The 24,856-nt window shown below is 73.7% G+C and carries 26 protein-coding genes; 17 read left to right on the forward strand and 9 right to left on the reverse strand.

Features of this window, described 5'->3' with window-relative positions:
- Positions 1–130: 130 nt before the first annotated feature.
- The 7 genes from ACZ62B_RS36370 (at position 131) to ACZ62B_RS36400 (ending at position 8,453) form a co-directional block, all read left to right on the forward strand.
- Positions 131–1,807 (forward strand): NAD(P)/FAD-dependent oxidoreductase, encoded by a 1,677-nt coding sequence (locus tag ACZ62B_RS36370; protein WP_344569623.1) that lies wholly within the window; start codon positions 131–133, stop codon positions 1,805–1,807.
- Positions 1,804–3,273 carry an ATP-binding protein gene (locus ACZ62B_RS36375; protein WP_468885315.1) on the forward strand — a complete coding sequence of 490 codons (1,470 nt, stop codon included), beginning with the start codon at positions 1,804–1,806 and terminating at the stop codon, positions 3,271–3,273. Before ACZ62B_RS36370 ends, ACZ62B_RS36375 begins: the two co-directional genes overlap by 4 nt.
- Positions 3,270–3,623 (forward strand): UBP-type zinc finger domain-containing protein, encoded by a 354-nt coding sequence (locus ACZ62B_RS36380; protein ID WP_344569619.1) that lies wholly within the window; start codon positions 3,270–3,272, stop codon positions 3,621–3,623. Before ACZ62B_RS36375 ends, ACZ62B_RS36380 begins: the two co-directional genes overlap by 4 nt.
- A gap of 87 nt (positions 3,624–3,710) precedes the next feature.
- Positions 3,711–5,012: a CAP domain-containing protein gene (locus ACZ62B_RS36385; protein ID WP_469693687.1), complete on the forward strand. Its 1,302-nt coding sequence runs from the start codon at positions 3,711–3,713 to the stop codon at positions 5,010–5,012.
- A 69-nt stretch (positions 5,013–5,081) separates the two neighbouring features.
- Positions 5,082–5,759, forward strand: coding sequence for an AIM24 family protein (locus ACZ62B_RS36390; RefSeq protein WP_344569615.1), 678 nt, complete (start codon positions 5,082–5,084; stop codon positions 5,757–5,759).
- 81 nt (positions 5,760–5,840) lie between these two features.
- Positions 5,841–6,800, forward strand: a complete 960-nt coding sequence (locus tag ACZ62B_RS36395; RefSeq protein WP_344569613.1) for a threonine/serine dehydratase — start codon at positions 5,841–5,843, stop codon at positions 6,798–6,800.
- Between the two features lie 78 nt (positions 6,801–6,878).
- Positions 6,879–8,453, forward strand: coding sequence for a serine/threonine-protein kinase (locus ACZ62B_RS36400; protein WP_469693689.1), 1,575 nt, complete (start codon positions 6,879–6,881; stop codon positions 8,451–8,453).
- Here the strand turns inward: ACZ62B_RS36400 and ACZ62B_RS36405 are convergent.
- Positions 8,424–9,917 carry a serine hydrolase domain-containing protein gene (locus ACZ62B_RS36405; protein ID WP_469693691.1) on the reverse strand — a complete coding sequence of 498 codons (1,494 nt, stop codon included), beginning with the start codon at positions 9,915–9,917 and terminating at the stop codon, positions 8,424–8,426. The genes ACZ62B_RS36400 and ACZ62B_RS36405 overlap by 30 nt on opposite strands.
- Positions 9,918–9,990: 73 nt before the next feature.
- On the opposite strand from ACZ62B_RS36405, the gene ACZ62B_RS36410 reads away from it, so the two are divergent.
- Complete coding sequence (locus ACZ62B_RS36410) at positions 9,991–10,962, forward strand: LLM class F420-dependent oxidoreductase (protein ID WP_344569606.1); 972 nt, start codon at positions 9,991–9,993, stop codon at positions 10,960–10,962.
- A gap of 107 nt (positions 10,963–11,069) precedes the next feature.
- Positions 11,070–11,495 (forward strand): SsgA family sporulation/cell division regulator, encoded by a 426-nt coding sequence (locus tag ACZ62B_RS36415; RefSeq protein ID WP_344569604.1) that lies wholly within the window; start codon positions 11,070–11,072, stop codon positions 11,493–11,495.
- 5 nt (positions 11,496–11,500) lie between these two features.
- Here ACZ62B_RS36415 and ACZ62B_RS36420 read toward each other — a convergent pair whose 3' ends face one another.
- Positions 11,501–11,998 (reverse strand): DUF6328 family protein, encoded by a 498-nt coding sequence (locus tag ACZ62B_RS36420; RefSeq protein WP_344569602.1) that lies wholly within the window; start codon positions 11,996–11,998, stop codon positions 11,501–11,503.
- 137 nt (positions 11,999–12,135) lie between these two features.
- On the opposite strand from ACZ62B_RS36420, the gene ACZ62B_RS36425 reads away from it, so the two are divergent.
- Positions 12,136–12,474, forward strand: coding sequence for a hypothetical protein (locus ACZ62B_RS36425; RefSeq protein WP_344569600.1), 339 nt, complete (start codon positions 12,136–12,138; stop codon positions 12,472–12,474).
- Between the two features lie 12 nt (positions 12,475–12,486).
- Here the strand turns inward: ACZ62B_RS36425 and ACZ62B_RS36430 are convergent, their stop codons facing one another.
- The 3 genes from ACZ62B_RS36430 to ACZ62B_RS36440 form a co-directional block, all read right to left on the reverse strand.
- Positions 12,487–13,470 (reverse strand): aldo/keto reductase, encoded by a 984-nt coding sequence (locus ACZ62B_RS36430; RefSeq protein ID WP_344569598.1) that lies wholly within the window; start codon positions 13,468–13,470, stop codon positions 12,487–12,489.
- A 64-nt stretch (positions 13,471–13,534) separates the two neighbouring features.
- A complete protein-coding gene (locus ACZ62B_RS36435) occupies positions 13,535–14,233 on the reverse strand; it encodes a ribonuclease H family protein (protein WP_469693693.1) in 699 nt (232 codons plus the stop codon).
- A 146-nt stretch (positions 14,234–14,379) separates the two neighbouring features.
- Positions 14,380–14,862: a VOC family protein gene (locus tag ACZ62B_RS36440; protein WP_344569594.1), complete on the reverse strand. Its 483-nt coding sequence runs from the start codon at positions 14,860–14,862 to the stop codon at positions 14,380–14,382.
- A 221-nt stretch (positions 14,863–15,083) separates the two neighbouring features.
- Here ACZ62B_RS36440 and ACZ62B_RS36445 point away from each other — a divergent pair, with 221 nt between their 5' ends.
- On the forward strand, positions 15,084–15,740 hold the full coding sequence (locus ACZ62B_RS36445; RefSeq protein ID WP_344569590.1) for an ATP-dependent Clp protease proteolytic subunit: 657 nt from the start codon (positions 15,084–15,086) through the stop codon (positions 15,738–15,740).
- Positions 15,740–16,342 carry a ClpP family protease gene (locus ACZ62B_RS36450; RefSeq protein ID WP_344569588.1) on the forward strand — a complete coding sequence of 201 codons (603 nt, stop codon included), beginning with the start codon at positions 15,740–15,742 and terminating at the stop codon, positions 16,340–16,342. The genes ACZ62B_RS36445 and ACZ62B_RS36450 overlap by 1 nt, the downstream gene beginning before the upstream one ends.
- 15 nt (positions 16,343–16,357) lie before the next feature.
- Here ACZ62B_RS36450 and ACZ62B_RS36455 read toward each other — a convergent pair whose 3' ends face one another.
- The gene (locus ACZ62B_RS36455) at positions 16,358–16,747 is read right to left on the reverse strand and encodes a helix-turn-helix domain-containing protein (protein WP_344569703.1); all 390 of its coding nucleotides are present in this window, start codon (positions 16,745–16,747) and stop codon (positions 16,358–16,360) included.
- Between the two features lie 259 nt (positions 16,748–17,006).
- Here ACZ62B_RS36455 and ACZ62B_RS36460 point away from each other — a divergent pair, with 259 nt between their 5' ends.
- Positions 17,007–17,894: an RNA polymerase sigma factor SigF gene (locus ACZ62B_RS36460; protein WP_344569586.1), complete on the forward strand. Its 888-nt coding sequence runs from the start codon at positions 17,007–17,009 to the stop codon at positions 17,892–17,894.
- A gap of 24 nt (positions 17,895–17,918) precedes the next feature.
- On the opposite strand, the gene ACZ62B_RS36465 is transcribed toward ACZ62B_RS36460, so the two are convergent.
- The gene (locus ACZ62B_RS36465) at positions 17,919–18,374 is read right to left on the reverse strand and encodes an ATP-binding protein (protein ID WP_344569585.1); all 456 of its coding nucleotides are present in this window, start codon (positions 18,372–18,374) and stop codon (positions 17,919–17,921) included.
- 147 nt (positions 18,375–18,521) lie between these two features.
- Between ACZ62B_RS36465 and ACZ62B_RS36470 the strand changes: the two genes are divergently transcribed.
- Genes ACZ62B_RS36470 through ACZ62B_RS36480 form a run of 3 tightly spaced genes read left to right on the forward strand, consistent with a single transcriptional unit; the run spans position 18,522 to position 20,849 of the window.
- Complete coding sequence (locus ACZ62B_RS36470; protein WP_469693695.1) at positions 18,522–19,106, forward strand: PRC-barrel domain-containing protein; 585 nt, start codon at positions 18,522–18,524, stop codon at positions 19,104–19,106.
- Positions 19,103–19,534, forward strand: a complete 432-nt coding sequence (locus ACZ62B_RS36475) for a PRC-barrel domain-containing protein (RefSeq protein WP_344569582.1) — start codon at positions 19,103–19,105, stop codon at positions 19,532–19,534. The genes ACZ62B_RS36470 and ACZ62B_RS36475 overlap by 4 nt, the downstream gene beginning before the upstream one ends.
- 46 nt (positions 19,535–19,580) lie before the next feature.
- Entirely contained in the window at positions 19,581–20,849 is a 1,269-nt protein-coding gene (locus tag ACZ62B_RS36480; RefSeq protein ID WP_469693697.1) for a streptophobe family protein, read from the forward strand.
- 206 nt (positions 20,850–21,055) lie between these two features.
- Here the strand turns inward: ACZ62B_RS36480 and ACZ62B_RS36485 are convergent, their stop codons facing one another.
- Both ACZ62B_RS36485 and ACZ62B_RS36490 read right to left on the reverse strand, forming a co-directional pair.
- A complete protein-coding gene (locus tag ACZ62B_RS36485) occupies positions 21,056–23,377 on the reverse strand; it encodes an ABC transporter ATP-binding protein/permease (protein ID WP_468727052.1) in 2,322 nt (773 codons plus the stop codon).
- Between the two features lie 180 nt (positions 23,378–23,557).
- A complete protein-coding gene (locus ACZ62B_RS36490; RefSeq protein WP_468727055.1) occupies positions 23,558–23,968 on the reverse strand; it encodes a hypothetical protein in 411 nt (136 codons plus the stop codon).
- A 341-nt stretch (positions 23,969–24,309) separates the two neighbouring features.
- Here ACZ62B_RS36490 and ACZ62B_RS36495 point away from each other — a divergent pair, with 341 nt between their 5' ends.
- On the forward strand, positions 24,310–24,693 hold the full coding sequence (locus ACZ62B_RS36495) for a nuclear transport factor 2 family protein (protein ID WP_468727058.1): 384 nt from the start codon (positions 24,310–24,312) through the stop codon (positions 24,691–24,693).
- The last annotated feature ends 163 nt before the right edge of the window (positions 24,694–24,856 follow it).

The following is a 24,856-nucleotide window of genomic DNA, read 5'->3' on the forward strand; positions in this document are numbered from 1 at the left end:
CGCTCCGCGGCTCGCGCATACCCGAGCGCGGGAGCGCCGTCGAACATACGATGGGCAGGGCCGGTGCGGTGGCCGCGGCCGGGCCGGGGCCCGCCGCGCCGGGGATCCGACCGCACGACGTGGGGGACGTATGACACAGGCCGCCGAAGCGGCGCGGACCGTGATCATGACCGTGGACGACGACCCGGGCGTCTCCCGCGCCGTGGCCCGGGACCTCAGACGGCGCTACGGGGCGTCGTACCGGATCGTGCGCGCGGAGTCCGGCGAGTCCGCGCTGGAGGCGCTGCGCGAACTGAAGCTGCGCGGCGACCTCGTCGCCGTGATCCTCGCCGACTACCGGATGCCGCGGATGAACGGCATCGAGTTCCTGGAACAGGCCCTCGACATATACCCGGGCGCGCGGCGGGTGCTGCTCACCGCGTACGCGGACACCGGCGCGGCGATCGACGCGATCAACGTCGTCGACCTCGACCACTACCTCCTCAAGCCGTGGGACCCGCCGGAGGAGAAGCTCTACCCGGTCCTGGACGACCTCCTGGAGGCCTGGCGGCGCAGCGACCACCGGCCGGTGCCCAGCACCAAGGTGGTCGGGCACCGCTGGTCGGCGCGTTCCTCGGACGTGCGGGAGTTCCTGGCCCGCAACCAGGTGCCCTACCGCTGGTACTCCGCCGACGAGCCGGAGGGCCGGCGGCTGCTGGCCGCCGCGGGCGAGGACGGGACGCGGCTGCCGGTGGTGATCACCCCGGACGGGACGCCGCTGGTGGAGCCGGAGTCCGTGGACCTCGCCGCCCGGGTGGGCCTGGCGACGACCCCGGAGGCCGACTTCTACGACCTGGTGGTGATCGGCGGCGGCCCGGCGGGGCTCGGCGCGGCGGTCTACGGGGCCTCCGAGGGGCTGCGGACCGTGCTGGTGGAGCGGTCGGCGACCGGCGGGCAGGCGGGGCAGTCCTCCCGGATCGAGAACTACCTGGGCTTCCCCGACGGCGTGTCGGGGGCGCAGCTCACCGAGCGGGCACGGCGGCAGGCGACGAAGTTCGGCGCCGAGATCCTCACCGCGCGGGAGGTGACGGGTCTCGAGGTCAACGGCGGCGCCCGGGTCGTACGGTTCTCCGACGGGTCGTCGGTCGCTGCGCACAGCGTGATCCTGGCGACCGGGGTGTCGTACCGGCAGCTGGCCGCACCCGGCTGCGACGAACTGAACGGCTGCGGGGTCTTCTACGGGTCGGCGCTGACGGAGGCCGCCGCCTGCCAGGGCCACGACGTGTACATCGTCGGCGGCGCCAACTCGGCCGGGCAGGCCGCGATGTACCTGTCCCGGTTCGCCAAGTCGGTGACGCTGCTGGTGCGCGGGCCGGATCTGACGGCGTCGATGTCGCACTACCTGATCCAGCAGATCGACCGGGCGCCGAACATCTCGGTGCGGTGCGGCGCGGTCGTCGAGAGCGCGCACGGCGACGGCCGCCTGGAACGGCTGACGCTGCGCGACACGGACAGCGGAGGAACCGAACTCGTCGACGCGCGGTGGCTGTTCGTGTTCATCGGCGCCGCCCCGCTGACCGGCTGGCTGGACGGCACGGTGCTGCGGGACGAGCGCGGGTTCATCCTCGCCGGGCCCGATCTGACCCCCGACGGGCGGCCACCGGCCGACTGGGAGCTGGACCGGCCGCCGTACCACCTGGAGACCAACGTGCCCGGCGTGTTCGTCGCGGGCGACGCCCGCGCGGAGTCCGCCAAGCGGGTCGCGTCCGCCGTCGGAGAGGGAGCCATGGCCGTGATGCTCGTCCACCGGTACCTGGAGCAGTCGTGAGCGGGCGGCCGATGCCGTGCAGCCCGCGGGAGATCGGCTCCCTGTTCCTGTTCGAGAAGCTCACCGCCGAGCAGCTCGGACGGCTCTGCGCCGAGGGGCGGGTGGAGCGGTTCGAACCCGGCCCGGTCTACGCCGAGGGCTCCCCCGCCACCTGCTTCTACGTGATGCTGGAGGGCACCGTCGTCCTGTCCCGCCGGGTCGGCGGGGACGACGTGGAGGTCAGCCGCACCTCCCAGCGCGGGGTGTACGCGGGGGCCATGCAGGCGTACCTCGGGGACCGGGTGCGGCAGGTCTACAACAACTCGATGCGCGTGACGGAGCCGACGCGGTTCTTCGTGCTGCCCGCGGACACGTTCGCGAGCGTCATGCGGGAGTGGTTCCCGATGGCGGTCCACCTCCTGGAGGGGCTGTTCTTCGGTTCGAAGAACGCCCAGCGCGCCATCGGCCAGCGCGAACGGCTGCTGGCGCTGGGCTCGTTGTCGGCCGGGCTGACGCACGAGCTGAACAACCCCGCCGCCGCGGCCGTACGGGCGACGGCGACACTGCGCGAACGCGTCGGCAAGATGCGGCACAAGCTGCGCGTCATCTCCGCGGGCACCTACGACCGCGAGACCCTGGCCAACCTGATCGACATCCAGGAGCGGACGGCCGAACGGGTCGCGAAGGCGCCCGTGCTCAGCCCGCTGGAGGCGTCGGACCGGGAGGACGCGCTCGCCGACTGGCTGGACGACCACGGCATCCCCGACGGCTGGCGGATCGCCCCGACGTTCGTCCAGGCCGGGCTGGACCTGGACTGGCTGGACCAGGTCGCCGCCGCCGTCGACGAGGCGACGCTCCCGTCGGCGGTCGGCTGGCTCAGCTACACGGTCGAGACGGAACTGCTCATGGACGAGATCGCGGACTCCACGAACCGCATCTCGCACCTCGTCGACGCCGCCAAGCAGTACTCGCAGCTCGACCGCGCCCCCTTCCAGGTCGCCGACGTGCACGAACTCCTCGACAGCACCCTGCTGATGCTGTCGGGGAAGTTCGGGCGGCGGATCAAGGTGGTCAAGGAGTACGACCGGACGCTGCCGCGGATCCCGGCGTACCCGGCGGAGCTCAACCAGGTGTGGACCAACCTGATCGACAACGCGGTCTCCGCCATGAACGGCGCGGGCGCGGACGACGGGCAGGGCACGCTGACCGTGCGCACCGCGCGGGAGAACGACCGGCTGCTGGTGGAGTTCGGCGACACCGGCACGGGCATCCCGCCGGAGGTCCGCGACCGGGTCTTCGACCCGTTCTTCACCACCAAGCCGGTGGGCGAGGGCACCGGCCTCGGACTGGACATCTCCTGGCGGATCGTGGTCGACAGGCACCACGGGACCCTGCGGTTCGAGTCCGAGCCGGGCGACACCCGCTTCCAGGTGCTGCTGCCGCTCACCGCTCCGGCCCCCGACGACACCCCCGAGGAGCCCGCATGACCGGCGACCACGCCATCGACCCCGCTGTCCCCCCGACCGGCGCGGGCTGCGCCGACTGCGACGCCGTGGGCGGCTGGTGGTTCCACCTGCGGCGCTGCGCGCAATGCGGCCACATCGGCTGCTGCGACAGCTCGCCCGGACAGCACGCCACGGCGCACTTCGAGGCCACCGGGCATCCCGTGGTCCGCAGCTACGAGCCGGGCGAGGACTGGTTCTGGGACTACGCCACGAACGAGCTGTACGAGTCCGGCCCCGACCTGGCCCCGCCCGTGAGCCACCCTGCGGACCAGCCGTCGCCGGGTCCGGCGGGACGGGTGCCGTCGGACTGGGCGAAGGCGCTGCGCCGCTGAGGAACCGCGGCCGGGAACCCGCGGCCGCCGCTCGTCGTTGTCCGGACACCCTCACCGGTCCGTGTACGACGACAGCAGGGCGGCGCGATGCAGGAGTTGCTCCCCGGCGGCAATCTGGCCCTCCCGGGCGGTGCCTTGACCGTCCGGGTGCCCGGCCCCTTCGACGTGTCCGCGCTGATCACGGACGACGGCGGGAAGGTGCGGGGCGACGGCGACTTCGTGTTCTACAACCAGCCGTCCGCGCCGGGCGCCCGGCTCGTCGGGGACACCCTCACCGTCGACCCGTCGGCGCTGCGTCCCGGTGCCGCGCGCGTCACGGTGGCCGTCAGCCCCGCCGAGCCCGGCACCCCGCTGAACGGCCTGCCCGCCCCCGTGCTCCGGGTCACCGGCGCCGGCGGGCACCCGCTCGCCCGGTTCTCCCCGCCCCGGGTGCGACAGGAGGCCGTGCTGCTCCTCGCGGAGATCTACCGGCGCGGCGGGGAGTGGAGACTGCGCGCCCTGGGGCAGGGGTACGCCGATGGACTGGCCGGTCTCGCACGGGACTTCGGGGTCGACGTGGCGGACGACGACGGGGCGGTCGCCACCGGCCCGGCGCCCGCCGCACCGGTCCGCCCGGCCGCCGGGGACGGCTTCCTCGCACTGGTGAACCCGGTCCGGGCCGCCGCCGGTTCACCGCCGGTCGCCCACGACGCGCGGCTGGCCGGCGCGGCACGGGAGCACGCCGGCATGATGGCGCGGGGCGGACGCCTCGGTGTCGAGGGCGTGGACGGCGTCTCCGTCCACCAGCGGGTCGTCGCCGCCGGATACCCGTACCTCACCGTCGGCGAGCACCTGGTCTCCGGGCCGCTCACGGTCGACCGGTTCGTCGACCACTGCCTGCGCCACGAGGCGGCCCGCCGCACCGTGTGCGACCCCTCCTTCACCCACGCCGCCGTGGGGTCCCGCGAGGGGGCCGGCGACCTCTACTGGACGGCGCTGTGGGCCAGTCCGCTCACCCCCGACGGGCTGAACCGCACGGCCGGCGAGGTCATCGACCTCACCAACCGGGAGCGCGCCCGTGCCGGACTGCCGCCCCTGTCCCACGACCCCCTGCTGACCGCGGCCGCGCAGGCGCACAGCGCCGACATGGTGGCCCGCGACTTCTACTCCCACACCGCGCCCGACGGCGGCGAGCCCTGGGACCGGGCCGCCGCCGCGGGCTCGGCGCGGCGGACGGTCGGCGAGAACATAGCGTGCGGCCAGCGCTCGGCCGCCGAGGTCGTCCGGGGCTGGATGAACAGCCCCGGCCACCGCGCCAACATCCTCAAGGCCGGCTTCACCCACATCGGCGTCGGATTCGCGGGCGGCGGCCGGGCCGGCACGTACTGGACCCAGCTCTTCGGCGGCTGACGGCACCGGTTCCGGTGCCGTCCGTACATGATCCTGGCGGAGGGAGGGAGTCCGGGCGAGGATGCCCTCATGAAGGGTGACCTGTTTTCCAGTCAGCACATGGTGCAGCCGGCCACGGCTGTGGGCATGTCCGTCGAGAACGCCAAGTGCGTCCGCTACACGGTCGACGGCGAGATGCTCGCCCGGCAGGGCGCGATGGTCGCCTACCGCGGCAACCTCCAGTTCGAGCGCAAGGGCCAGGGCGTCGGCGGCATGCTCAAACGGGCGGTGACCGGCGAGGGGCTGCCGCTGATGGCGGTGCGCGGTCAGGGCGAGGCGTGGTTCGCGCACGAGGCGCAGAACTGCTTCATCGTCGACGTCGACCCGGGCGACGAGTTCACCGTCAACGGCCGCAACGTCCTGTGCTTCGACTCCTCGCTGTCGTACCGCATCGCGACCGTGAAGGGCGCCGGCATCACCGGCGGCGGGCTGTTCAACAGCGTGTTCACCGGGCAGGGCCGGCTGGGGCTGGTGTGCGAGGGGAACCCGCTGGTGATCCCGGTGTCGCCGCAGTACCCGGTGTACGTGGACACGGACGCGGTCGTCGGCTGGACCGCGGGCCTGGCCACCTCGCTGCACCGTTCCCAGTCGCTGGGCTCGATGCTGCGCGGCGGGTCGGGCGAGGCCGTGCAGCTGATGCTGCAGGGCGAGGGGTACGTCGTCGTCCGGCCCAGTGAGGCGACACCGCAGAAGGCCCAGCAGCACTGAGCGATGTTGACCTTGGCCGCCGGGCGGGTCAGGGTGGATGACGGCACGGATCACACCCCCCGCGCCGGAGAGGTGACAGTCGTGATCGGGATCGCCGACATCGAGACCGCGGCCGAGCGGATCGCCGGGCACGTGGTGCGGACCCCGACCGTGCCGAGCCCCGGCCTGTCGGCACTGCTCGGGGCCCCGGTCACCACGAAGCTGGAGCTGCTGCAGCGCACCGGTTCGTTCAAGGTGCGGGGCGCGGCGGCGAAGCTGCTGTCGCTGAGCGAGGCCGAGCGGGCCGCCGGGGTCGTGGCGGTGAGCGGCGGCAACCACGGGATCGCCCTCGCGGTGATGGCCGCGGCCCTCGATGTGAAGGCCACGGTGGTGATGCCGCGTTCGGCGCCCCTGCGGGCCGTGGAGATCGCGGAGTCCGCGGGCGCGTCGGTGCGGCTGACCGACGACATGGACGGCGCGTTCGCGCTCATGACGCGGCTCCAGCAGGAGGGGCTGACCCTGGTCCACCCCTTCGACGACCCGGTGGTGATCGCCGGCCAGGGCACGGTGGGGCTGGAGTTCGCCGCGGACGCCGGTGACCTCACGGACGTCCTGGTGAGCATCGGGGGCGGCGGACTGATCTCCGGGGTCGCGGCGGCGCTGCGCGCGCTGCGGCCCGGGGTGCGGATCTGGGGCGTGGAGACCGAGGGCGCGCAGGCGATGTCCGAGGCGCTGGCGGCGGGCGGCCCGGTGCCGGTGGAGCTGACGTCGATCGTCTCCACGCTCAGCGCCCCGGCCGTCTCCCCGCTGACGTACGAGCATGTGTCGGAGCTGGTCACCGAGGTGCTGGTGGTACCGGACCGGGAGGCGGTGCGGGGCTCGCTGGAGCTCGCGGACCACGCCAAGGTGTGGGCCGAGCCGGCCGCCGGCTGTCTGCTGCCCGCCGCGCGGCGGGTGCTGGAACGGGTCGGGGAGGGGGCGCGGCTCGGTCTCGTGGTGTGCGGCGGCAACGCCACCACCGGCGACATGATCGCCTGGACGGAACACTTCGAGCTTCGCTGAGCCTCCCGTTGAACGGACCCCGCCCCTTCCCCGTACCACTGGGGGAAGCGGGAGCCGGCGGTTCGACGAGGGATGGCCATGGGCAGGGCGCGCGTCTCCACGGAACGGCCGGTCGCCGGACGCTACCGGCTGGTCGAGATCATCCATCGCGAGACCAACCGCGTCCGCTGGTACGCCGACGATCTGCGGACCGGCCGCCCGTGCCTGGTCACCCAGGTCGGGCTCCCGCAGGAGGCGGCCGGTGCCGCGGGCCGCGCGCCCTCCCGTGTGCTGCGGGCGGCGGAGGGCGTGGCCCGGCTGTGCCCCGGCCGGATCGCCGCCGTCGTCGACACCGTCGAGGAGTCCGGTTTCCTGTGGACCGTCACCGCGTGGATCGACGGCACACCGCTCGACGAGGTCCTCGCCGAGGAGGGCACGTTCGCCCCGGTGCGGGCCGCCCGTGTCGCGCTGGAGCTGCTCGACGTGCTGGAGGCCGCGCACGCCGGGGGCGTCACCCACGGCGAGCTCAGCCCCGGCCAGGTGTTCCTGCGCGAGGGCGGACCGGCCGTCGTCACCGGGTACGGCCTGGCCGGCACGGTGTTGGTGCCCCGGCTCACGGCACCGTCGTACGCCTCCCCGGAACAGGCCCGCGACGGGCGGACCGGGCCCGCCGCGGACCTGTGGGCGCTGGGCGCGATCCTCCACACGATGCTGGAGGGGCGTCCGCCGTTCCGGGACCGCGGGCGGCCCGAGGCCACGCTGAAGGGCGTGGACCGGCTGCCGCCGCGCGCACCGGTACGGGCGGGCCCGCTCACCCAGGTCGTCCAGGGGCTGCTGCGCAAGGACCCGCGGGAGCGGCTGACCCGCCAGGTGGTCCGCGGGGCGCTCACCCGTGTGCTGCGGGAGGAGCCGGGTGCCGTCCCGGCGGCGCCGGGCCCCCGGCCGCGCGGCGGGCGCACCGGCGCCGTGCGGTACGCGGGCCGGGAGCGGGGCAGGCGGACGACGCTCCTCGGCACCGCGCTGGCCGTCGTCACGGTGGCGGTCGCCGTGCTCGCCGCGGCACGGGGGCTGCCGGGCACCGGCTCCGGCTCCGCCGCCGACGCGCCGCCGCCGTCGGCGTCCGCGCCGGCCGGCCCGCCGGACGGGCCCGGGGCCCCGTCCGCGCCCACCCCGTCCCCCACCCCGTCGGACGGCGCGGGCGGTCTCCCGCCCGGCTACCGCGCCCACCACGCCCAGGAGGGCTTCTCCGTCGCGCTGCCCGAGGGTTGGGAGCGGCTGGACACCTCCCGCGGCTCCGACCGGGGCTACCGCGTCACCTTCGGCGCCGACGGGGACCCGCGCACGCTCGCCGTCACCTACAGCGAGCGGGTGGGGGCGGACGCGGTGGCCGTGTGGCGGGACGACGTGGAGCCGCGCCTGGAGCGGTCCGGCGCCGGCTATGAGCGGATCGGCGGGATCCGGGCGACGACGTACCAGGGGCGCGAGGCCGCCGACCTGGAGTGGTACGCCGAGGCCGGCGGCGCCCGGGTGCGCACCTTCGGCCGCGGGTTCCTGCTGGGCGGCGGGCGCGGCTTCTCGCTGCGCTGGACGACCCCGGCCGCCGGCTGGGAGGAACCCGCGAGCCGGGAGGCCCTGCGGACCTTCCTACGGACGTTCCGGCCCGCCGCGGACTGAGCCGCGCGGGGCGCGCAGTTTGCGCAGGGGCCACTCGTGCAGCGGGCGGGTGAGCCAGCGGGCCCGGAAGGTCCGGCCGGTGAGGGAGCAGGTGACCCGGAGGCGGTGCGGCGTCTCCAGGAACACCAGGTCCACGGCGAGGGTGCCGTCGTCGGCCCAGCCGCCGCTCGCGGCGGTCGGGACGGGCCTCTCGGCGGTCGGGACGGGCCTCTCGGTGGTCGTCCATCCCTGCCCGGCGAGGAACCGTGCGTCGAACCGTTCACCGTCCTCGGTGAGGGTCAGCGTCCAGCCGCCGTCGGCGTCCGCCGTGACCTCGGCCGCGGTCAGCTTCGGCTGGTCGTCGCAGCCCCCGCCCTCCGGGGTGAACGCGGCGCCGGACCAGTCCCCGGCCCGCTCCGGCGGTACGGGGCCGCCGTCGGCCGGGGGCAGGGCGAGCCGTTCGAGGCGTTCGCGCAGGGCGGTGTCCGCGGCCTGACGGCCGGTCAGCCGCGCCGGGCGGAAGGCGGGCAGGAGGTGCCGCCAGACCAGGCCGAGGTACTCCTGCATCCGCTCGGTCGCCGTGGTCGCGGCGATCACCGCGTCGTGCTCGGGCAGGACGAGGCAGAACTGCCCGTACGCCCCGTCGCCCCGGAATCCGTGCCGGGACATCCAGAACTGGTGTCCGTAACCGCGGTCCCAGTCCTGCCGGTCCCGCTCCCCCATGGCACCGGCGGTCGGTATGTGCGGGTGCGAGGCGCGGGCGACCCATCCCTCGGGCAGCAGCCGTTCGCCCCGCCACACCCCGTCGTCGAGGTACAGCTGGCCGAGGCGGGCCACGGCGTCGGTGGCGGCGTGCAGTCCGCTGAAGCCGATCTCGCGGCCGGTGCGGTCCCGCTGCCACAGCGTCTCGCCGATGCCCAGCGGGTCGAACAGCCGGGGCCGCAGATAGTCGGTGAGGGTCTGCCCGGTGACCCGCTGCACGATCGCGCCGAGGGCGTACGTGCAGGGCTGGTTGTACGCGAAGACGGTGCCCGGGTCGCGCTGCGGCGGCTGGAGCAGGAAGCCGCGCACGGGTTCGGCGGGGTCGGTGCCGTACGCCGCGTCGACCGTCTCGCTCTCGTGGCCGCTGGCCATGGACGCCACGTGCCGGACCAGCATCGCCCGGCTGCGCGGGTCGGTGATGTCGGCCTCGAACTCCGGGAAGTACGACAGCACCGGGGCGTCGAAGTCGAGCAGTCCCTCGGCCTCGGCGAGGGCGGCGGCGGTCGCCGTGAAGCTCTTGCTGAGCGAGTACAGCAGATGCGGGCGCCGCGCGGTGTACGGCGCCCACCAGCCGGCGGCCACCAGGTGGCCGTGGCGCAGGATCATCAGGCTGTGCGGCTCGATGTCCGGGGCGGCTTCGAGGGCGTCGAGGAAGGCGTGGACGCCGGACGCGTCGACGCCCTGGGCGGCGGGGTCCGCGGTGGGGAGCGGGTGGGCAGTCATGAGGGGCATCCTGCCCGAGGCGCCGCCGGGCGATCCATCGTTTTCCCCGCCCGGGCCGGGGGACCCGGGCGATATGGTGCGAATCGGATACACGATGATGACCGAGCAGGCCGGGCCCCGTGAGCTGGTCGACCATGTGGTGCGGGCCGAGGAGGCCGGCTTCGACTTCTCGGTGACCTCGGACCACTACTTCCCCTGGCTGGCGTCGCAGGGTCACGCGCCGTACGCCTGGAGCGTGCTGGGCGCCGCCGCGCAGGCCACCTCGCGCATCCCGCTGATGACGTACGTGACGTGTCCGACGCTGCGCTACCACCCGGCGGTGGTGGCGCAGAAGGCGGCGACGGTGCAGCTGCTGTCCGAGGGCCGGTTCCGGCTGGGGCTCGGCTCCGGCGAGAACCTCAACGAGCACGTGGTGGGCGGCGGCTGGCCGTCCGTGGACGTGCGGCACGAGATGCTCGAGGAGGCGGTGGAGATCATCCGTGCCCTGTTCGAGGGCGGCCACGTGAACCACCGGGGCACCCACTTCGACGTCGAGTCGGCCAAGCTGTGGGACGTGCCGGACCAGCCGCCGCCGATCGGCGTCGCGGTGTCCGGGAAGCGGTCCTGCGCCCTCGCGGGCCGGCTCGCCGACCTGGTGATCGCCACCGAGCCGAAGGCGGAGCTGCTCGACGACTTCGACCGGCACGGCGGGCGGGGCAAGCCGCGGGTGGGGCAGCTCCCGGTGTGCTACGACCCCGACCGGGACGCGGCCGTCGAACGCGCCCACGACCAGTTCCGCTGGTTCGGCAACGGCTGGAAGGTCAACTCGGAGCTGCCGCACCCGGACTCCTTCGCGTCGGCGACCCAGTTCGTCCGGCCCGACGACGTCGCCGGGTCGATTCCGTGCGGCAGCGATCCGGCGGACTTCGTCGAGGCCGTCCGCCCCTACGCCGAGGCGGGTTTCACCGAGATCGCCCTGGTGCAGATCGGCGGCGAGTCGCAGCCGGCGTTCCTGGACTGGTCGGAGAAGACGCTGCTGCCGGCGCTGCGGGACGCCCTCGGCTGATGCCCCGACGGCCCCGCACGGCCGGTGATTCACCCGTAGGGCTGAGCATCTTGCGTGGATACGGGGTACTAGAGGGCTCTACGTCGGTACTTCCCGGAGGCCCTCTCGTGAACTCGTTCGTGCACAAGACCCTGGTGGTGGAGCTCCAGGCGGGCGACACGGACCGCTTTCCCGTGCTCGCCCACCTGAGCTACGACCCGTCCGACCCGTTCGCCGTCACCATCGTCTTCAGCCACGACGGCCGGGTCCTCGCCCGCTGGCAGCTCGACCGGGAGATGGTCACCGAGGGTCTCGCCCGCCCGGTCGGCGTCGGGGACGTACGGCTGCGGCCGGAGTCCCGGGGTGTGGGGCGGGAGCTGCGGATGGAGTTCCTCGGCGAGGCCCACGCCGACGGCGGCCGGCACCACGCGGTGGTGTTCGCGTGGGCCGAGACCGTCGGCGAGTTCCTGCACGAGACCCGGCTGGTGGTGCCGCCGGGGTGCGAGGAGGTCCGCGTGGACGACTTCCTCGCGGACGTCCTCACCGGGAACTGAACCCCTCAGCGCGTGGTGTGGCGGTGCCGGGTCCACATCGGCAGGCCGAACCAGCACAGCAGGTACCAGGCCACCACCCCGGCCACCAGATACGGGACGAAGTCGTCGTGGGTGGCCACGCGCAGGATGAGCAGCAGGGAGCAGCTCGTGGTGGCCAGCAGCAGCAGGAGGCCGAGCAGGGTGAGCCGGGAGGCCCACTGCACGGCCTGCGCCTTGATGCGCCGTCCGGAGACGAGCCGGTGCAGGGACACCGGGCCGATGAGGGCGCCGGTGGCGCAGGCGCCCAGCACCACCGTGATGAGGTAGATCATCTGGTCCGTGTCGGACAGTCTGGCGTAGGTCGGGGTGAACACGACGGTCAGCAGGAACCCGAAGAGGATCTGCACCCCCATCTGGGCGACGCGGACCTCCTGGATGAGTTCCGTCCACATCCGGTCCGCTCTCTCCTCCTCGGTCTCGTTCCGTCCCCGGCGCCTGATCTCGCCCTGCTCCTTGTCCGGCACGGTGCCTCCCTTTCCGTGGGTCTCCCTCCCCGGATGCCCCGAAAGCCGCCGTTCTCCCAGGCCGGTCGCCGGTTTGGGGGTGCGGGGCACGGTTACACGGACGGCGATGACACCGAGGCCAGGAGGTCGTGGGACGCATGTCGGACACCCAGCTCACCGTGACGTTCAGCGGCGGGGACGTCGACGACGCCCGGGCGGTCGTCCGGGTCCTGGAGGGCACGTTCGGGGACGCGGACCAGCGTCCCTCCGCGGAGCACGCGACGGTCCGCGTGGCGACGTTCACCGGGGAGAAGCGGGCGGCGGCCGGGGCCGCGGACGCGGGTCCGCTGTCGGCGCCGGTGACCGTCACCGTGCAGGGCACCCCCGAGGCGGTGCGGCGGGCGAGCGACACCCTCACGCGGTCCTTCACCGCGCGCGACGAGGGCGCCGCCTCCGGCGACCAGGAGCAGGAACGGCAGCTGCTCCTGGAGCCGTGACGTCCGCGGCCGCTACCAGCGGCCCTCCACCTGGTCCTTGACGCGCCGGTCGTAGAGGTCCCGGATCGCCGTGAGCGTCGCCTCGGGCAGCTCCGGGAGCCGGGCGGCGGCCGCGTTGGCGCGGGCCTGCTCGGGCGAGCGGGCGCCGGGGATGACGGTGGTGACACCGGGCTGCTGGATGATCCAGCGCAGGGCGAGCTGGGCCGGCGTGTACCCCTCGGGGGCGAGCGCGGCGAACTCCGCGGCGGCCTCGACGCCGGTCGCGTAGTCGACGCCGGAGAAGGTCTCGCCCTGGTCGAAGGCCTCGCCGTGCCGGTTGTAGGTGCGGTGGTCGTTCTCGGCGAAGACGGTGTCCCGGGTGTACTTGCCGGACAGCAGTCCGGAGGCGAGGGGGACGCGCGCGATGATGCCGACGCCCGCCTCGCGGGCCGCCGGGAGGACCTCGCGCAGCGGCTTCATGCGGAACGGGTTGAGGATGATCTGCACGCTCGCCACGTTCGGGCGGGCGATCGCGGTGAGCGCCTCCGCGCAGGTCTCCACGCTGACGCCGTAGGCGGCGATCCGCTCCTCCTCCACCAGGGTGTCGAGGGCGTCGAAGACCTCGTCGGTGGAGTAGACGGGGGTCGGCGGGCAGTGCAGCTGCACCAGGTCGACGCGGTCGACGCCGAGGTTGCGCCGCGAGCGGTCGTTCCAGGCGCGGAAGTTGTCCAGAACGTAGTTCTCGGGGATCTGGTCGACCCGGCGGCCCATCTTGGTGGCGACCAGTACGTGCAGATCGGGCCGCCCGCCGACGAACGACGCGATGGTCTGCTCGCTGCGTCCGTCGCCGTACACGTCGGCGGTGTCGAAGAAGGTGACGCCGGCCTCGGCGGCGGTCTCCAGCACCGCGAGGGCTTCCTTGTCGTCGACGTCGCCCCAGTCCGCCCCGAGTTGCCATGTGCCGAGACCGATCACGGAGGCGTGCTGCTGCGACCTGTCGAATGTGCGCTCGTCCATGGGGGTCAGTCTGTCATCCGTGCCGCCCGGCCCGCGGGCGGCTCCGCCGTCGTCGTGCGCCCGCTCAGACGCTCCGGGCCGCCGCCCGGCACTCGGGGTGGCCCCAGCCCTTGCCGTTCTTGGCGATGGGCTCGCCGGCCGCGTACGACCGTCCGCACGGGCAGCGGCCCGGGAACTTCGCCTTGATCGTGCGGGACGAGGAGCCGCCGCGCTGCCGGGGCGTCCTCGCCCCGCCGGACCCGCGCACGGCCGCGCCGCCCGCCGGGCGGTCCGGGGCGGCCGGCGGCTCGGGCGAGCCCAGTTCGCTGCCGGCGTCCTCCTGGGCGGTGGCCGCCTGGCTGGCCGCGCGGTCGGCGAAGTCGTTGAGCCGGTCGCCGTCGACCTGGTGGGCGGGGACGTAGCGGAACTCGACCGAGCGGTCCTGGAGGAGTTCGTCGATGCGGACGACGAGTTCCTGGTTGGCGACCGGCTTGCCGGCCGCGGTGCGCCAGCCGTTGCGCTTCCAGCCGGGGAGCCAGGTGGTGACGGCCTTCATGGCGTACTGCGAGTCCATCCGGACCTCGAGCGGTACGGCGGGGTCGGTCGCCGCCAGCAGCCGCTCCAGCGCCGTGAGTTCGGCGATGTTGTTGGTGGCCCTGCCGAGCGCTCCCGCCTCCCAGCGGACCGGCGTCCCGGACCGGTCGGCGACCACCCAGGCCCAGCCGGCGGGTCCCGGGTTCCCCTTCGAAGCCCCGTCGCACGCGGCCACAACTCGTTCACGCATGCGCCCGATCATGCCATGTCCGGGCGGACCGGCCGGGCCCGCCCGGGGTGGTGACGCCGGTCACCGTGAAGGCGCCGCCCCACGCGTGCACGGGCCCCGTCGTCCGGGTGCGCCGGGTGAACGCGCCGTACGGGGAGCGGGCCGCCTCACTCGCCCGCGTACGCCTTCTCCAGGGCGGCGATGTCGAGCTTGCCCATCGACATCATGGCCTTCATGGCGCGGTCCGCCTTCCGCCGGTCCGGGTCGCCGCACATCTCGGTCAGCCGGACCGCGTTGACCTGCCAGGAGACGCCGAACCGGTCCTTGAGCCAGCCGCAGGGGCCGTGTTCGCCGCCGCCCTCGACGAGCTTCTCCCAGTAGTGGTCGATCTCCGCCTGGTCCGCGCAGTCGAGCTGGAAGGAGATCGCCTCGTTGAACTTGAACTCGGGCCCGCCGTTGAGCGCGACGAACTTCTGGCCGTTGGCCGTGAACTCGACGGTGAGCACGGAGCCCTCGGCGCCGGGCGCGGCACCGGTGTTCCGGACGATGTCGCCGAGGCCGGAGTTCTCGAAGACCGAGACGTAGAAGTTCGCGGCCTCCTCGGCCTGGCCGTCGTACCAGAGGCAGGTGGTGAATCCGTCGGTGGTCATGAGTACCTCCCGGGCGTGGAACACGGTCATGAGTGGTGACCCGACCCCGCCCCGGAACTCATCGGTGCGGCCCCAAAACGGTCCGGACCGCGGCACGGACGAGCGCTCTGCCCGTGGCGAATCTGCCACGGGCAGAGATTTCCCCGCCGGCCCGGCGGGCCGGTCGAGAGTGGAGGAACGCGGTCGTCCCGGCCGCGTTCCAGCGACCTTCAGGAGCGCCGATGTCTCCGTTCACCGCCGGCCCGTGGCCGGTCCCGCTGCCCCGGGCCGAGGAGGGCGACACCCCGCCGACCCGGTTCGACGACCATCTCGCCGCCCAGCTCCTCGCGCAGCGCATCGTGCTGCTCGGCACGCAGGTCGACGAGGTGTCCGCCAACCGCGTGTGCGCGCAGTTGCTGGTCCTGTCCGCCGAGGACCCGCGCACCGACATCAGCCTGTACATCAACAGCCCCGGCGGCTCGGTCCACGCGGGCCTGGCCATCTACGACACGATGCGGCTGATCCCCAACGACGTATCGACCCTGGCCATGGGCTTCGCGGCCAGCATGGGCCAGTTCCTGCTCTGTGTCGGCACGCCCGGCAAGCGCTACGCCCTGCCGAACGCGCGCGTCATGATGCACCAGCCGTCGGGCGGCATCGGGGGCACCACCGCCGACATCGAGATCCAGGCGGAGAGCCTGGAGTTCACCAAGCGGACCATCGAGCGGATCACCGCCGAGCACACCGGCCAGACCCCGGAGACCATCTCCCGGGACGGCGACCGGGACCGCTGGTTCACCGCCGAGCAGGCCAGGGAGTACGGGATGGTCGACCGGGTGGTGGAGTCGCTGGACGACGTCCGTCCGGCCGCCGCCCGGCCCAGGATGGGGCTGCGGTGATGGGGTCGTACACGATTCCGAACGTCGTCGAGCGCACCCCTCAGGGCGAGCGGTCCTACGACGTGTTCAGCCGGCTGCTGGCCGAGCGGATCATCTTCCTGGGGACGGAGATCGACGACGGGGTCGCCAACGTCGTCATCGCGCAGCTCCTCCATCTGGAGTCGTCGGCCCCGGAGAGCGAGATCGCGGTCTACATCAACTCCCCCGGCGGCTCGTTCACCTCGCTGATGGCGATCTACGACACGATGACGTTCGTCCAGGCGCCGATCTCGACGTTCTGCGTCGGGCAGGCGGCGTCCACGGCGGCCGTGCTGCTGGCCGGCGGGGACCCGGGGCGGCGGTTCGTGCTGGAGCACGCGCGGGTGCTGCTCGGGCAGCCCGCCGCCGGCGGGACGCGCGGCACGGCGTCCGACCTGTCGCTGCGGGCCAAGGAGATGGTGCGGATCCGCTCCCAGGTGGAGGAGGTGCTGTCCCGGCACACGCACCACGACGTGGCGACCCTGCGGGCCGACATGGACCGCGACAAGGTGTTCACCGCCGAGGAGGCCGTGGCGTACGGCCTGGCCGACGAGGTGCTGGCCCGGCGCCTCGCGAGGGTGTGAGGCGCCGGGCGCGGGTCAGGCGGCCAGGCAGAGTCCGTCGTGCGCGGAGCCGGATGCTCCCCGGGTCGTGGTGAGGGCCCGCCGGGCGGTGACGCGGACCAGTTCCCCGTGGGCCCGGGTCAGCAGGTCGCCGAGGCCGAGGCCGAGCGCCTGGGCGGCGGCCGCGAGGACCTCCGAGGAGGCCTCCTTGCGGCCCCGCTCCACCTCCGAGAGATAGGGCATGGAGATCCGGGCCGCGTCGGCGACGTCCTTCAGCGTCCGTTCCTGGGCGAGCCGCTCGCTGCGCAGCACGTCCCCGACGAGGTCGCGCAGCAGCGGTTCCCTGGGCGCGGGAGCCGCCGGGTCCGGCGGCGGGCCGGGGCGCAGGGGGATGACACGGGCACGGTCCGGCGCTGGGCCGGTCACCTCTTGATTGGTCACCTCCTCAGCCTAGGAATTCCGGCCCCGAGGGGAAGGGAGCGGCGTTCCGCCCTGAGTGAAGGCGCTCCGGGGAACGGCCCGAAGCGCCGTACGGGCCACTTCCCCGTACCATCGGACGTACGAGTGACGACCGGTGCGCACCGCGGTTCCGATCCTCCCGGAACTCGGTGGGCATGGGTCCGTGCGACCTGGGTACTCGCAGGTCTCAGGCACATGTCAGCCGTGACGTTCGTGGGGAGAGGTAATGAGGACCGCCGTGATCCGGTCGCAGGCGCAGGTAGCCGAGAAGCACACCGAGGCCGGGACGGGTGACGGGAATCCGCGGGACGTGGTGGATCCGCGTGCCGTCGCCCCGCGCGACGCCAGGGAGCTGTCCCGCCAGTTCTTCCGTCGCCTGGCGGAGCTGGAGGAGGGCACGCACGAGTACCAGTACGCGCGCAACACCCTCATCGAGATGAACATGTCCCTCGTCCGGTTCGCGGCCGGGCGGTTCCGCGGCCGCGGCGACGACATGGACGACATCGTGCAGACCGGCATGATCGGTCTGATCAAGGCCATCGACCGGTTCGAGCTGTCCCGCGAGGTCGAGTTCACCTCCTTCGCGCTGCCGTACATCGTCGGTGAGATCAAGCGTTTCTTCCGGGACACCACGTGGGCCGTGCACGTGCCGCGCCGGCTCCAGGAGCTGCGGGTCGAGCTGGCGAAGGCCCGCGAGGAGCTCGCCAGCCGGCTGGACCGGGAGCCCACGGTCGGCGAGCTGGCCACCCTGATGAACATCACCGAGCAGCAGGTCGTCGAGGGGCAGATCGCCGCGAACGGGTACAACTCGTCGTCGCTGGACGCCGCCCTCACCGGTGACGGCCCGGAGAACGGCGAGGCCGTCCTGGCCGACTTCATCGGCGTCGAGGAGGAGGGGCTGCGCCTCGTCGAGGACTTCCACTCGCTCGCTCCGCTGATGGCCGAGCTCAGCGAACGCGACCGGGAGATCATCCACCTGCGGTTCGTGGAGGAGGCCACCCAGGCGGAGATCGGTGAGCGCCTCGGCTGCTCGCAGATGCACGTGTCCCGTCTGATCAAGCGGATCATCACCCGGCTGCGCGAGGGCATGCTGGGCGAGCTCGGCTGCGCCTGACGGGGCGGGTGGCGGCGCGGCCGGTCAGGCGGCGCCCAGGTTCAGCACCGCGCGTACGCGCTTGCCGACCGGCACGTGTTCGACGGTGACGTCCCGCGCCAGCGCGCGGACGATCTCCAGACCGTGCCGGCCGACGCGCTCGGGGTCGCGCGGGAAGACCCGGGGCAGGCTGGCGCTGCTGTCGTAGACCACCACCGTGAGCGCGGTGTCGGTGCCCTCCAGCTCCAGGATGTACGGGCCGTCGCTGTGCCGGTCCGCGTTGGTGACCAGTTCGCTCACCACCAGCAGCACCGCGCCGTCGGTCCGCTCGTCGATCGTGGCGCACCATTCGGTCCGCAGCCGCTGGAGGAAGTGCGCGGCGAACGTCCGCGCCTCGGCGATGCACCCCGGCTCGCCGGTGAAGTGTGCCGCCCGCCGCAGCGGTTCCACGGGCACGTCGAAACCAGTCGGTATCACTGCCCCGTCCAGGTGGTAGGTCATGCTCGTTTCTCTCCGCGAAGCCGGGCCGGCCGGACGAATCTGCACCAGTCCTGGTACCCCGACTCTCGCGGCGCAGTCCCCCTGATCGGTGTTCGCCCCCGCGGGGCGGGGAACCCGGGTTCCGCCGGGTTCGGCGGAAGGGGCGCCATGAACGGACTGACGGCGGTACGGAGCCTGACGACGCTGCCCGTGGTGACGCTGGGCGGCGATGCCGTGGCGCATGTCAAGGACACGGTCTTCGACCCGGCGGCCGGGCGGATCGCGAGCTTCACCCTCACCGGCCGGACCCTGATGTCGGGCCCGCTGCCGCAGGACCTGCCCTGGCCGGCGGTGCACTGCCTGGGCCGTCACGCGGTGATGGTCCGCGACGAGGGGGCGCTGTGCGACCTGCCCCTGTCGGTGGCGCGCCGGGACGCCCTGCGCGGGCGGCTGCTCGGGGCGCAGGTGCTGACCGACGACGGCGACCTGGTGGGCACGGTGCTCGACGTGCTGGTCGAGGGCGGCACCAGCGGCCGGCTCGTCGCGTTCCGGCTCGCCGCGCACCGGGAGCTGGTGCACCGCTCCCGGCACCGCCGGCACCAGGTGTACGTGCCGCGGGGCGAGGTCCTGAGCGTCTCCGGCCGGACGCTGGTGATCCCGGCGCACGCGACGACGTACGTCACCGACGACCTGCCGGCCTTCGTCGCCCGGGCCGGCGCCCACCACGACCGCGAGAGGGGCGCGGTCCGATGATGCTGTTCTCACGGGTGCGCGGGCTGCCCGTCCTGACACCGGGCGACGCGGACCGGGTCGGGGTGGTCCGCGCGCTGACGGTTGACGCGGCGTCCGGGGAGGTCACACATGTCCGGATACGGCGCGGGCGGCTGCGCAGGGAGGCCGTGGTGGCCTGGAGCGCCCTGGGCGCGGTCGGCCCGGACATGCTGATCGCGCGCCCGGCCGGACGGCCGGCCGAGGTCCCGCCCCACCGTGATCTGGTGGGGAGCAGGGTGCTCACCGAGTGCGGCGAGGAGCGCGGCACCGTGCTCGACGCGGCGTTCGATCCGGCCACCGCCCGCATCGAGGCGGTCCTGACGACCCTCGGCGAGCTGCCGGCCGGCCGCCTGCTGGGCCTCGGCGACCACGCCCTGGTGATCCGGACGGGCCACGGGCGTCCCGGTTAGGGTCTCCCGGCGGGCGGGGCGGGCCGGGGCTGCTTAGCGTGCAGGGGTGAGCTCACGCACCCCTTCCGGTCGTCCGGCCGCCCGCCACGGCTGGGCGCAGGCCCTCGCCACGGTACTCGGCGCGATGGCCGCCATGGGCGCGGTGGCCGCGCTGGGACTGTGGGCGGCCGGCGCCACGGACCTCCCGGACGGCTCCTTCCCCCAGGTGGTCGCGGCGACCGTGGTCACGGCCGTCGGCGGCACGGTGGAGCTCTCCGGGGACGCCGGCGAGCTGGCCGGCGCGGAGGGAGGTCTGACGGTCGTCCCGCTGTCCGTCACCCTCACCGGGGCGCTGGTCGTCGGCCGGTGCTTCCTGCGCCCGCTGCGGCACCGGGCGGTCGCCGGGGCGCCCGAGCTGGCCGGGTGGGCGGCGCGGATCGCCGCGCTGTGGCTGCTCGCGGTCCTCGGCCTCGCGCTCGCCGCGCGGCACACCTACGAGCTCTCCCTCGGCGACGGCCCGCTCGGTGACCTGGGTGAGCTGTTCGGGATCAGGCCGGTGGTGGGGTTCTCCACCGACGTGCCGCCGACCGTCCTCATCGGCCTGCTCTGGCTGGCGGGGGTGCTGCTGGTGGCGCTGATGGTGTCCCGCGGCGCCCCGTTGCCGGCCGGGCTGCTGCGCTTCCAGACGTCGGTGCGTCCCGCGGCGCACGCGATGGTGCTGCTGTTGCTGGCCGCCGTCGTCATCGGCCTCGTCGTCGCGCTGGTCGTCGCCGCCACCCGGGGGCATCCGGCCGAGACGTTCGCCGTGATCCTGCTGGGGCTGCCCAACGTGGTCTGGCCGGCGCTGACGATCGGGTTCGGTGCCACCTGGGACGGCAGGGTGGAGGGGCCCTTCGGGCTGCCCATGCCGCACGTGCTCGACGAGGTGCTGCGCACACCGGACGTCTCCGCCCTGAACCTGGGCACGCTCACCGAGCACGACGGCGGGAAGTGGTGGTGGCTGCTGGTGGTGACGGCGGTGCTGCTGCTGGCCACCGCGTTCCTGATGGCGACCCGCTCCCCGGCCGGGGTGCGGGCCTGGCGGCACGCCGTGCACATGGCGGTGGCGCTGGCGCTGACCGTGCTGATGATCTGCCTCATGGCCCGGATCTCCGCACGGTTCGGCCTGTCCGTGCTCGGCATCGGCGACCTGGGCGAGGGCTTCTCCGGCCGGGTACTGCTGAGACCACGCCTGTGGAGCACCCTGGGCCTGGCCCTGCTGTGGGGTCTGGTCACGGGTTTCGCGGGGGCGCTGTCGGCGCGAGGGGTACGCCGGAGGGGCAGGACCGGCCACTGACCGGGTTCACACCCGCGGACCAGACGCCGGCCGCGCCCGGCGCGGCGGCCCGGGCCGGTCCTCGCCCGCGTCGGGTCCGGGCGCCCGCGGCTCCCCCGGCATCGCCGGACGGCCGGTCACGGCCGTGCTCCCGCCGCCCGCGGCCGCGGTGCGTAGGGCCGCGACGAAGTCCCGGCGGGAGGCGCGGCGGCCGACGCCGTCGGCGCCTACACCCGCATCACGGCCGGCTCGTGGCGCCGCAGCAGACGGGACACCAGCAGGCCGAGGACCAGCGACAGGGCGAGCAGCATGCCGACGGCGAGCAGCCACACGTCCGCCGTGTGCGCGAAGAGCGGATCACGGCTCAGGTCTCCGGGCGAGAGCGCGGGGAGCCCGATGGTGCCGGCCATCGCGGCGAACCCCCAGCGGGCGGGTACCAGCCAGGCCAGCTGCTCCAGCACGAGCACGCCGTCGAGCGGCAGCAGGGCGCCGCAGAAGACGACCTGGACGATGGCGAGCAGCACCAGCAGCGGCATCGTCACCTCCTCCTTGCGGACCATCGCGGAGACCAGCAGGCCGAGCATCATCGCGGTGAAGGCGAGCAGCGCGACGGCGACGGTGATCTCGACAAGGGGCGGCATCAGCACGCCTTCGCCGCCGGGTGCGTTCAGGTCCACGCCGAGCAGTGCGACGAGGGTCAGCACCACGGCCTGGAGCACGGTGACCGTGCCGAGCACGACCACCTTGGACATCAGGTACGCCGATCTGGACAGGCCCACGGCCCGCTCCCGCTGGTAGATCACCCGCTCTTTGACGAGTTCGCGCACCGCGTTGGCCGCGCCGGTGAGGACCGCGCCGACGCACAGGATGAGCAGGGCGTTCATGGCGGACCTGCGCGTCAGCTCACTGCCCGCGAGGGCCCGCGCCATGGCGCCCATCACGAACGGCAGCGCGACCATGACGGCGAGGAAGGTGCGGTCCGCGGCGAGCGCGGCGGTGTAGCGGCGGACCAGGGTGCGGAGCTGGGCGCCCCAACCGCGCGGCCGGGGCGGGGGCCCCACGACGACCGGCTCCTCGCGGGGCCGCTCGGGCTGGGCGGCGGCCTCGACGACGTACCGCCGGTGGAAGGCGGAGTCGCGGTACCGCCCCGCCCAGTCCCGGTCCTGCTGCTGCTCGAACGCCTCGAAGGCCTCCGGCCAGTGCTCGAAGCCGAAGAAGGCGAGGGCGTCACCGGGGGGACCGTAGTAGGCGACCCTGCCGCCGGGGGCGAGGACGAGGAGCCGGTCGCAGACGTCCAGGCTGAGCACGCTGTGGGTGACGACGACGACGGTCCGGCCGTCGTCGGCGAGGCCGCGCAGCATGCGCATCACCGAGCGGTCCATGCCGGGGTCGAGGCCGGAGGTCGGCTCGTCGAGGAAGAGCAGCGACGGCTTGGTCAGCAGTTCCAGCGCGACGCTGACCCGTTTGCGCTGTCCGCCGGACAGGCTGTGCACATGCTGGCGGGCCCGCTCCGCGAGGCCGAGTTCGCGGATCACCTCGTCGACCCGGGCCCGTCGTTCGGCCTGGGCGGTGTCCTGCGGGAAGCGCAGCTCGGCGGCGTAGGACAGGGCGGCGTGGACGGTCAGCTGGGTGTGCAGGATGTCGTCCTGCGGTACGAGGCCGATGCGCTGGCGCAGCTCGGCGTAGTCGTGGTAGAGGTCGCGGCCGTCGTAGAGGACGGTGCCGTGGTCGGCGGGGCGCTGACCGGTGAGCGCGTTCATCAGGGTGGACTTGCCGGCGCCGCTCGGACCGACGACCGCGAGCAGGCACTTCTCCCCCACCGGGAAGGAGACGTGGTCGAGGAGGCGCTTGGCGCCCCGGTCGACGGCGACGGTGAGGTTCTGGACGTCGAGGGAGACCTCGCCGGTGTCGACGTACTCCTGGAGTTCGTCGCCGATCAGGGAGAAGTCGGAGTGGCCGACGCCGACGATGTCGCCGGGAAGGATGTCGGCCCGGTCGACCGGCACGCCGTTGAGGTAGGTGCCGGTGTGGCTGCCGAGGTCGAGGATCTCGTACGAGCCGTCGGCGTGGACGTGCAGTTCGGCGTGGTGCCGGGAGACGAGCAGGTCGTCGACGACCAGGTCGTTGTCGGGGTCCCGGCCGATGCGGACGGTGCGGGTGGGCAGCGGTCGTACGGAGACCGGCTGCCGGAAGGTGTGGGTGAGGGCGGGTCGGGAGACCGCCTGCGGCCGGTCGTGTGCGGGGGCGGCGAGGACGGCACGGGGGCCGTCGTCGGGATTGCCGAAGTGGAGGACGCTGCCGGGGCCGACCTCCCGGGCGCGGACGCGCCGGCCGTCGGCGTAGGTGCCGTTGGTGCTGTGCTCGTCCTCGACGGTCCAGCGGCCGTCCACGGGGTGGAGCACCGCATGGTGCCAGGAGACCCGGGCGTCGTCGATGACGATGTCGCTCGACGGGTCGCGTCCCACGTGGTAGTCGCGGACCGGACTCATCACGGTGGAGCCCGTCTCGGTCTCCAGGACGAGCTCCGGGGCGACCAGTCGCTCCGCCATGTCTGGATTCTACCCATTGGCCCGTTCGGGTGCCCGGCGTCACCGGCCGGGGTGCGGCCGTGCGCCCCGGAAAGCGCCGGGCGGCCTGCGGGTCGGCGGACGCGGACACCCGTACCGGTGCTCCTCGCGGCCGGCACCGCCCAGTGACCACAGCCCGTCGACCGGCCGCCCGGCACCTTCTCAGGCGACGGGGACATTGAACATCCGGGCGGCGCGTTGCATGCGCAGGGCGTCCACGGACTCGGCCAGCAGTTCGTACTCGGTGGTGTCGTCGCCGGTGGCGAGGCGCACCATCCGCCCGGCGGCGAGCGTCTCGGCCACCTCATCCTGCCGGGCGACGTCGCCGCACCAGGCGCGCAGTACGGCGGGGACGTCGGGCACGCCGTCGGCGACGGGGACGAGCGCCCCCGGCGGTAAGTGCTCGACGTCGGGCCGCGGGTCGAGGCGCTCGGCGATCCAGAGGGCACGGTCGCGCAGCCACCACAGGGCGAGGGCGAGGGTGGGCGCCCGGTAGGTGCCGAGCGGTACGCCGATGCGCCGGCCGTCGCAGACCCCGTACGCGGTGACATGGCACAGGAATTCGTCGTGCACGTTCCCTCCCCCGCTGCGTCGCTCGCCCGCCGGGCCGGGCCGGCTGCCCGCCTCGTGGCTCGCATGCTGTGCGTGAGGGCGCCGTCGCTCGGTGTGAAGCGCTCTCGCTAGTCGAGTATGTTCACCGCTGAAACACTGTCACCACGTGTTTCCGGCCAGTCTCCTGGCATATTCACCGCCGCCGCTGGCCGAAATGGTGCGGGTGCGGCCGACGGGCCGCATACGACCTCGGAGGTAATCGACCGCGGACCGGGGGCGCGGGCAAGGTGGGGGCACCGGGTCACCACGACCGGGATCCACCGTCCGACCGGCAGACACGACCTCCCTGGGGGGAATCCACCATGACCACAGCCACCCACCGTTACGACGCCGTCGTCGCCCGCTACTTCGAGGCCTGGAACGCCGACGGCGCCGCGGCACGCGCCAAGGCGGTGGCCGACGTGTGGGCCGCGGACGGCCGTTACACCGACCCGCTGTCCGACGCCCTCGGCCACAAGGCGATCACCGCGGTGATCGCGGCGACGCGGGAGCAGTTCCCCGGCTTCGTCTTCCGGCTCGCGGGGAACGTCGACGGCCACCACGACACCGCGCGCTTCTCCTGGGAGCTGGTGAACCGGGCGGACGGCTCGGCCCCCGTCGCCGGCTCGGACGTGATCACGCTCGACGCCGAGGACCGCGTCCGCACCGTGTACGGCTTCCTGGACCGGGTGCCCGAGGGGGCGTGACCCGCCTTCCGCGGGGTCACCGGAGGCCGAGCGGGCCCACGCGTCCGGCGCGGGCCGGGCGAGCGTCCCGCCGGCGCCCGCCCGGACCGCGAACCTAACGGGGGGGCTACCGTTTCCCGCCCCCGTCGACGCGGGTCAGCTCGTCCTCGGTGAAGTAGAGGTT

Source organism: Streptomyces sp. NPDC053426 (assembly GCF_055585405.1).

Bases quoted from the DNA above. Each gene is read 5' to 3' on its own strand.
- ACZ62B_RS36425 (WP_344569600.1), top strand. From the start codon at position 12,136: ATGTCGGACACCCAGCTCACCGTGACGTTCAGCGGCGGGGACGTCGAC.
- ACZ62B_RS36370 (WP_344569623.1), top strand. From the start codon at position 131: ATGACACAGGCCGCCGAAGCGGCGCGGACCGTGATCATGACCGTGGAC.
- ACZ62B_RS36410 (WP_344569606.1), top strand. From the start codon at position 9,991: ATGGTGCGAATCGGATACACGATGATGACCGAGCAGGCCGGGCCCCGT.
- ACZ62B_RS36405 (WP_469693691.1), bottom strand. From the start codon at position 9,917: ATGACTGCCCACCCGCTCCCCACCGCGGACCCCGCCGCCCAGGGCGTC.
- ACZ62B_RS36445 (WP_344569590.1), top strand. From the start codon at position 15,084: ATGTCTCCGTTCACCGCCGGCCCGTGGCCGGTCCCGCTGCCCCGGGCC.
- ACZ62B_RS36485 (WP_468727052.1), bottom strand. From the start codon at position 23,377: ATGGCGGAGCGACTGGTCGCCCCGGAGCTCGTCCTGGAGACCGAGACG.
- ACZ62B_RS36450 (WP_344569588.1), top strand. From the start codon at position 15,740: ATGGGGTCGTACACGATTCCGAACGTCGTCGAGCGCACCCCTCAGGGC.
- ACZ62B_RS36465 (WP_344569585.1), bottom strand. From the start codon at position 18,374: ATGACCTACCACCTGGACGGGGCAGTGATACCGACTGGTTTCGACGTG.
- ACZ62B_RS36440 (WP_344569594.1), bottom strand. From the start codon at position 14,862: ATGACCACCGACGGATTCACCACCTGCCTCTGGTACGACGGCCAGGCC.
- ACZ62B_RS36380 (WP_344569619.1), top strand. From the start codon at position 3,270: ATGACCGGCGACCACGCCATCGACCCCGCTGTCCCCCCGACCGGCGCG.
- ACZ62B_RS36430 (WP_344569598.1), bottom strand. From the start codon at position 13,470: ATGGACGAGCGCACATTCGACAGGTCGCAGCAGCACGCCTCCGTGATC.
- ACZ62B_RS36435 (WP_469693693.1), bottom strand. From the start codon at position 14,233: ATGCGTGAACGAGTTGTGGCCGCGTGCGACGGGGCTTCGAAGGGGAAC.
- ACZ62B_RS36390 (WP_344569615.1), top strand. From the start codon at position 5,082: ATGAAGGGTGACCTGTTTTCCAGTCAGCACATGGTGCAGCCGGCCACG.
- ACZ62B_RS36385 (WP_469693687.1), top strand. From the start codon at position 3,711: ATGCAGGAGTTGCTCCCCGGCGGCAATCTGGCCCTCCCGGGCGGTGCC.
- ACZ62B_RS36495 (WP_468727058.1), top strand. From the start codon at position 24,310: ATGACCACAGCCACCCACCGTTACGACGCCGTCGTCGCCCGCTACTTC.
- ACZ62B_RS36470 (WP_469693695.1), top strand. From the start codon at position 18,522: ATGAACGGACTGACGGCGGTACGGAGCCTGACGACGCTGCCCGTGGTG.
- ACZ62B_RS36460 (WP_344569586.1), top strand. From the start codon at position 17,007: ATGAGGACCGCCGTGATCCGGTCGCAGGCGCAGGTAGCCGAGAAGCAC.
- ACZ62B_RS36400 (WP_469693689.1), top strand. From the start codon at position 6,879: ATGGGCAGGGCGCGCGTCTCCACGGAACGGCCGGTCGCCGGACGCTAC.
- ACZ62B_RS36475 (WP_344569582.1), top strand. From the start codon at position 19,103: ATGATGCTGTTCTCACGGGTGCGCGGGCTGCCCGTCCTGACACCGGGC.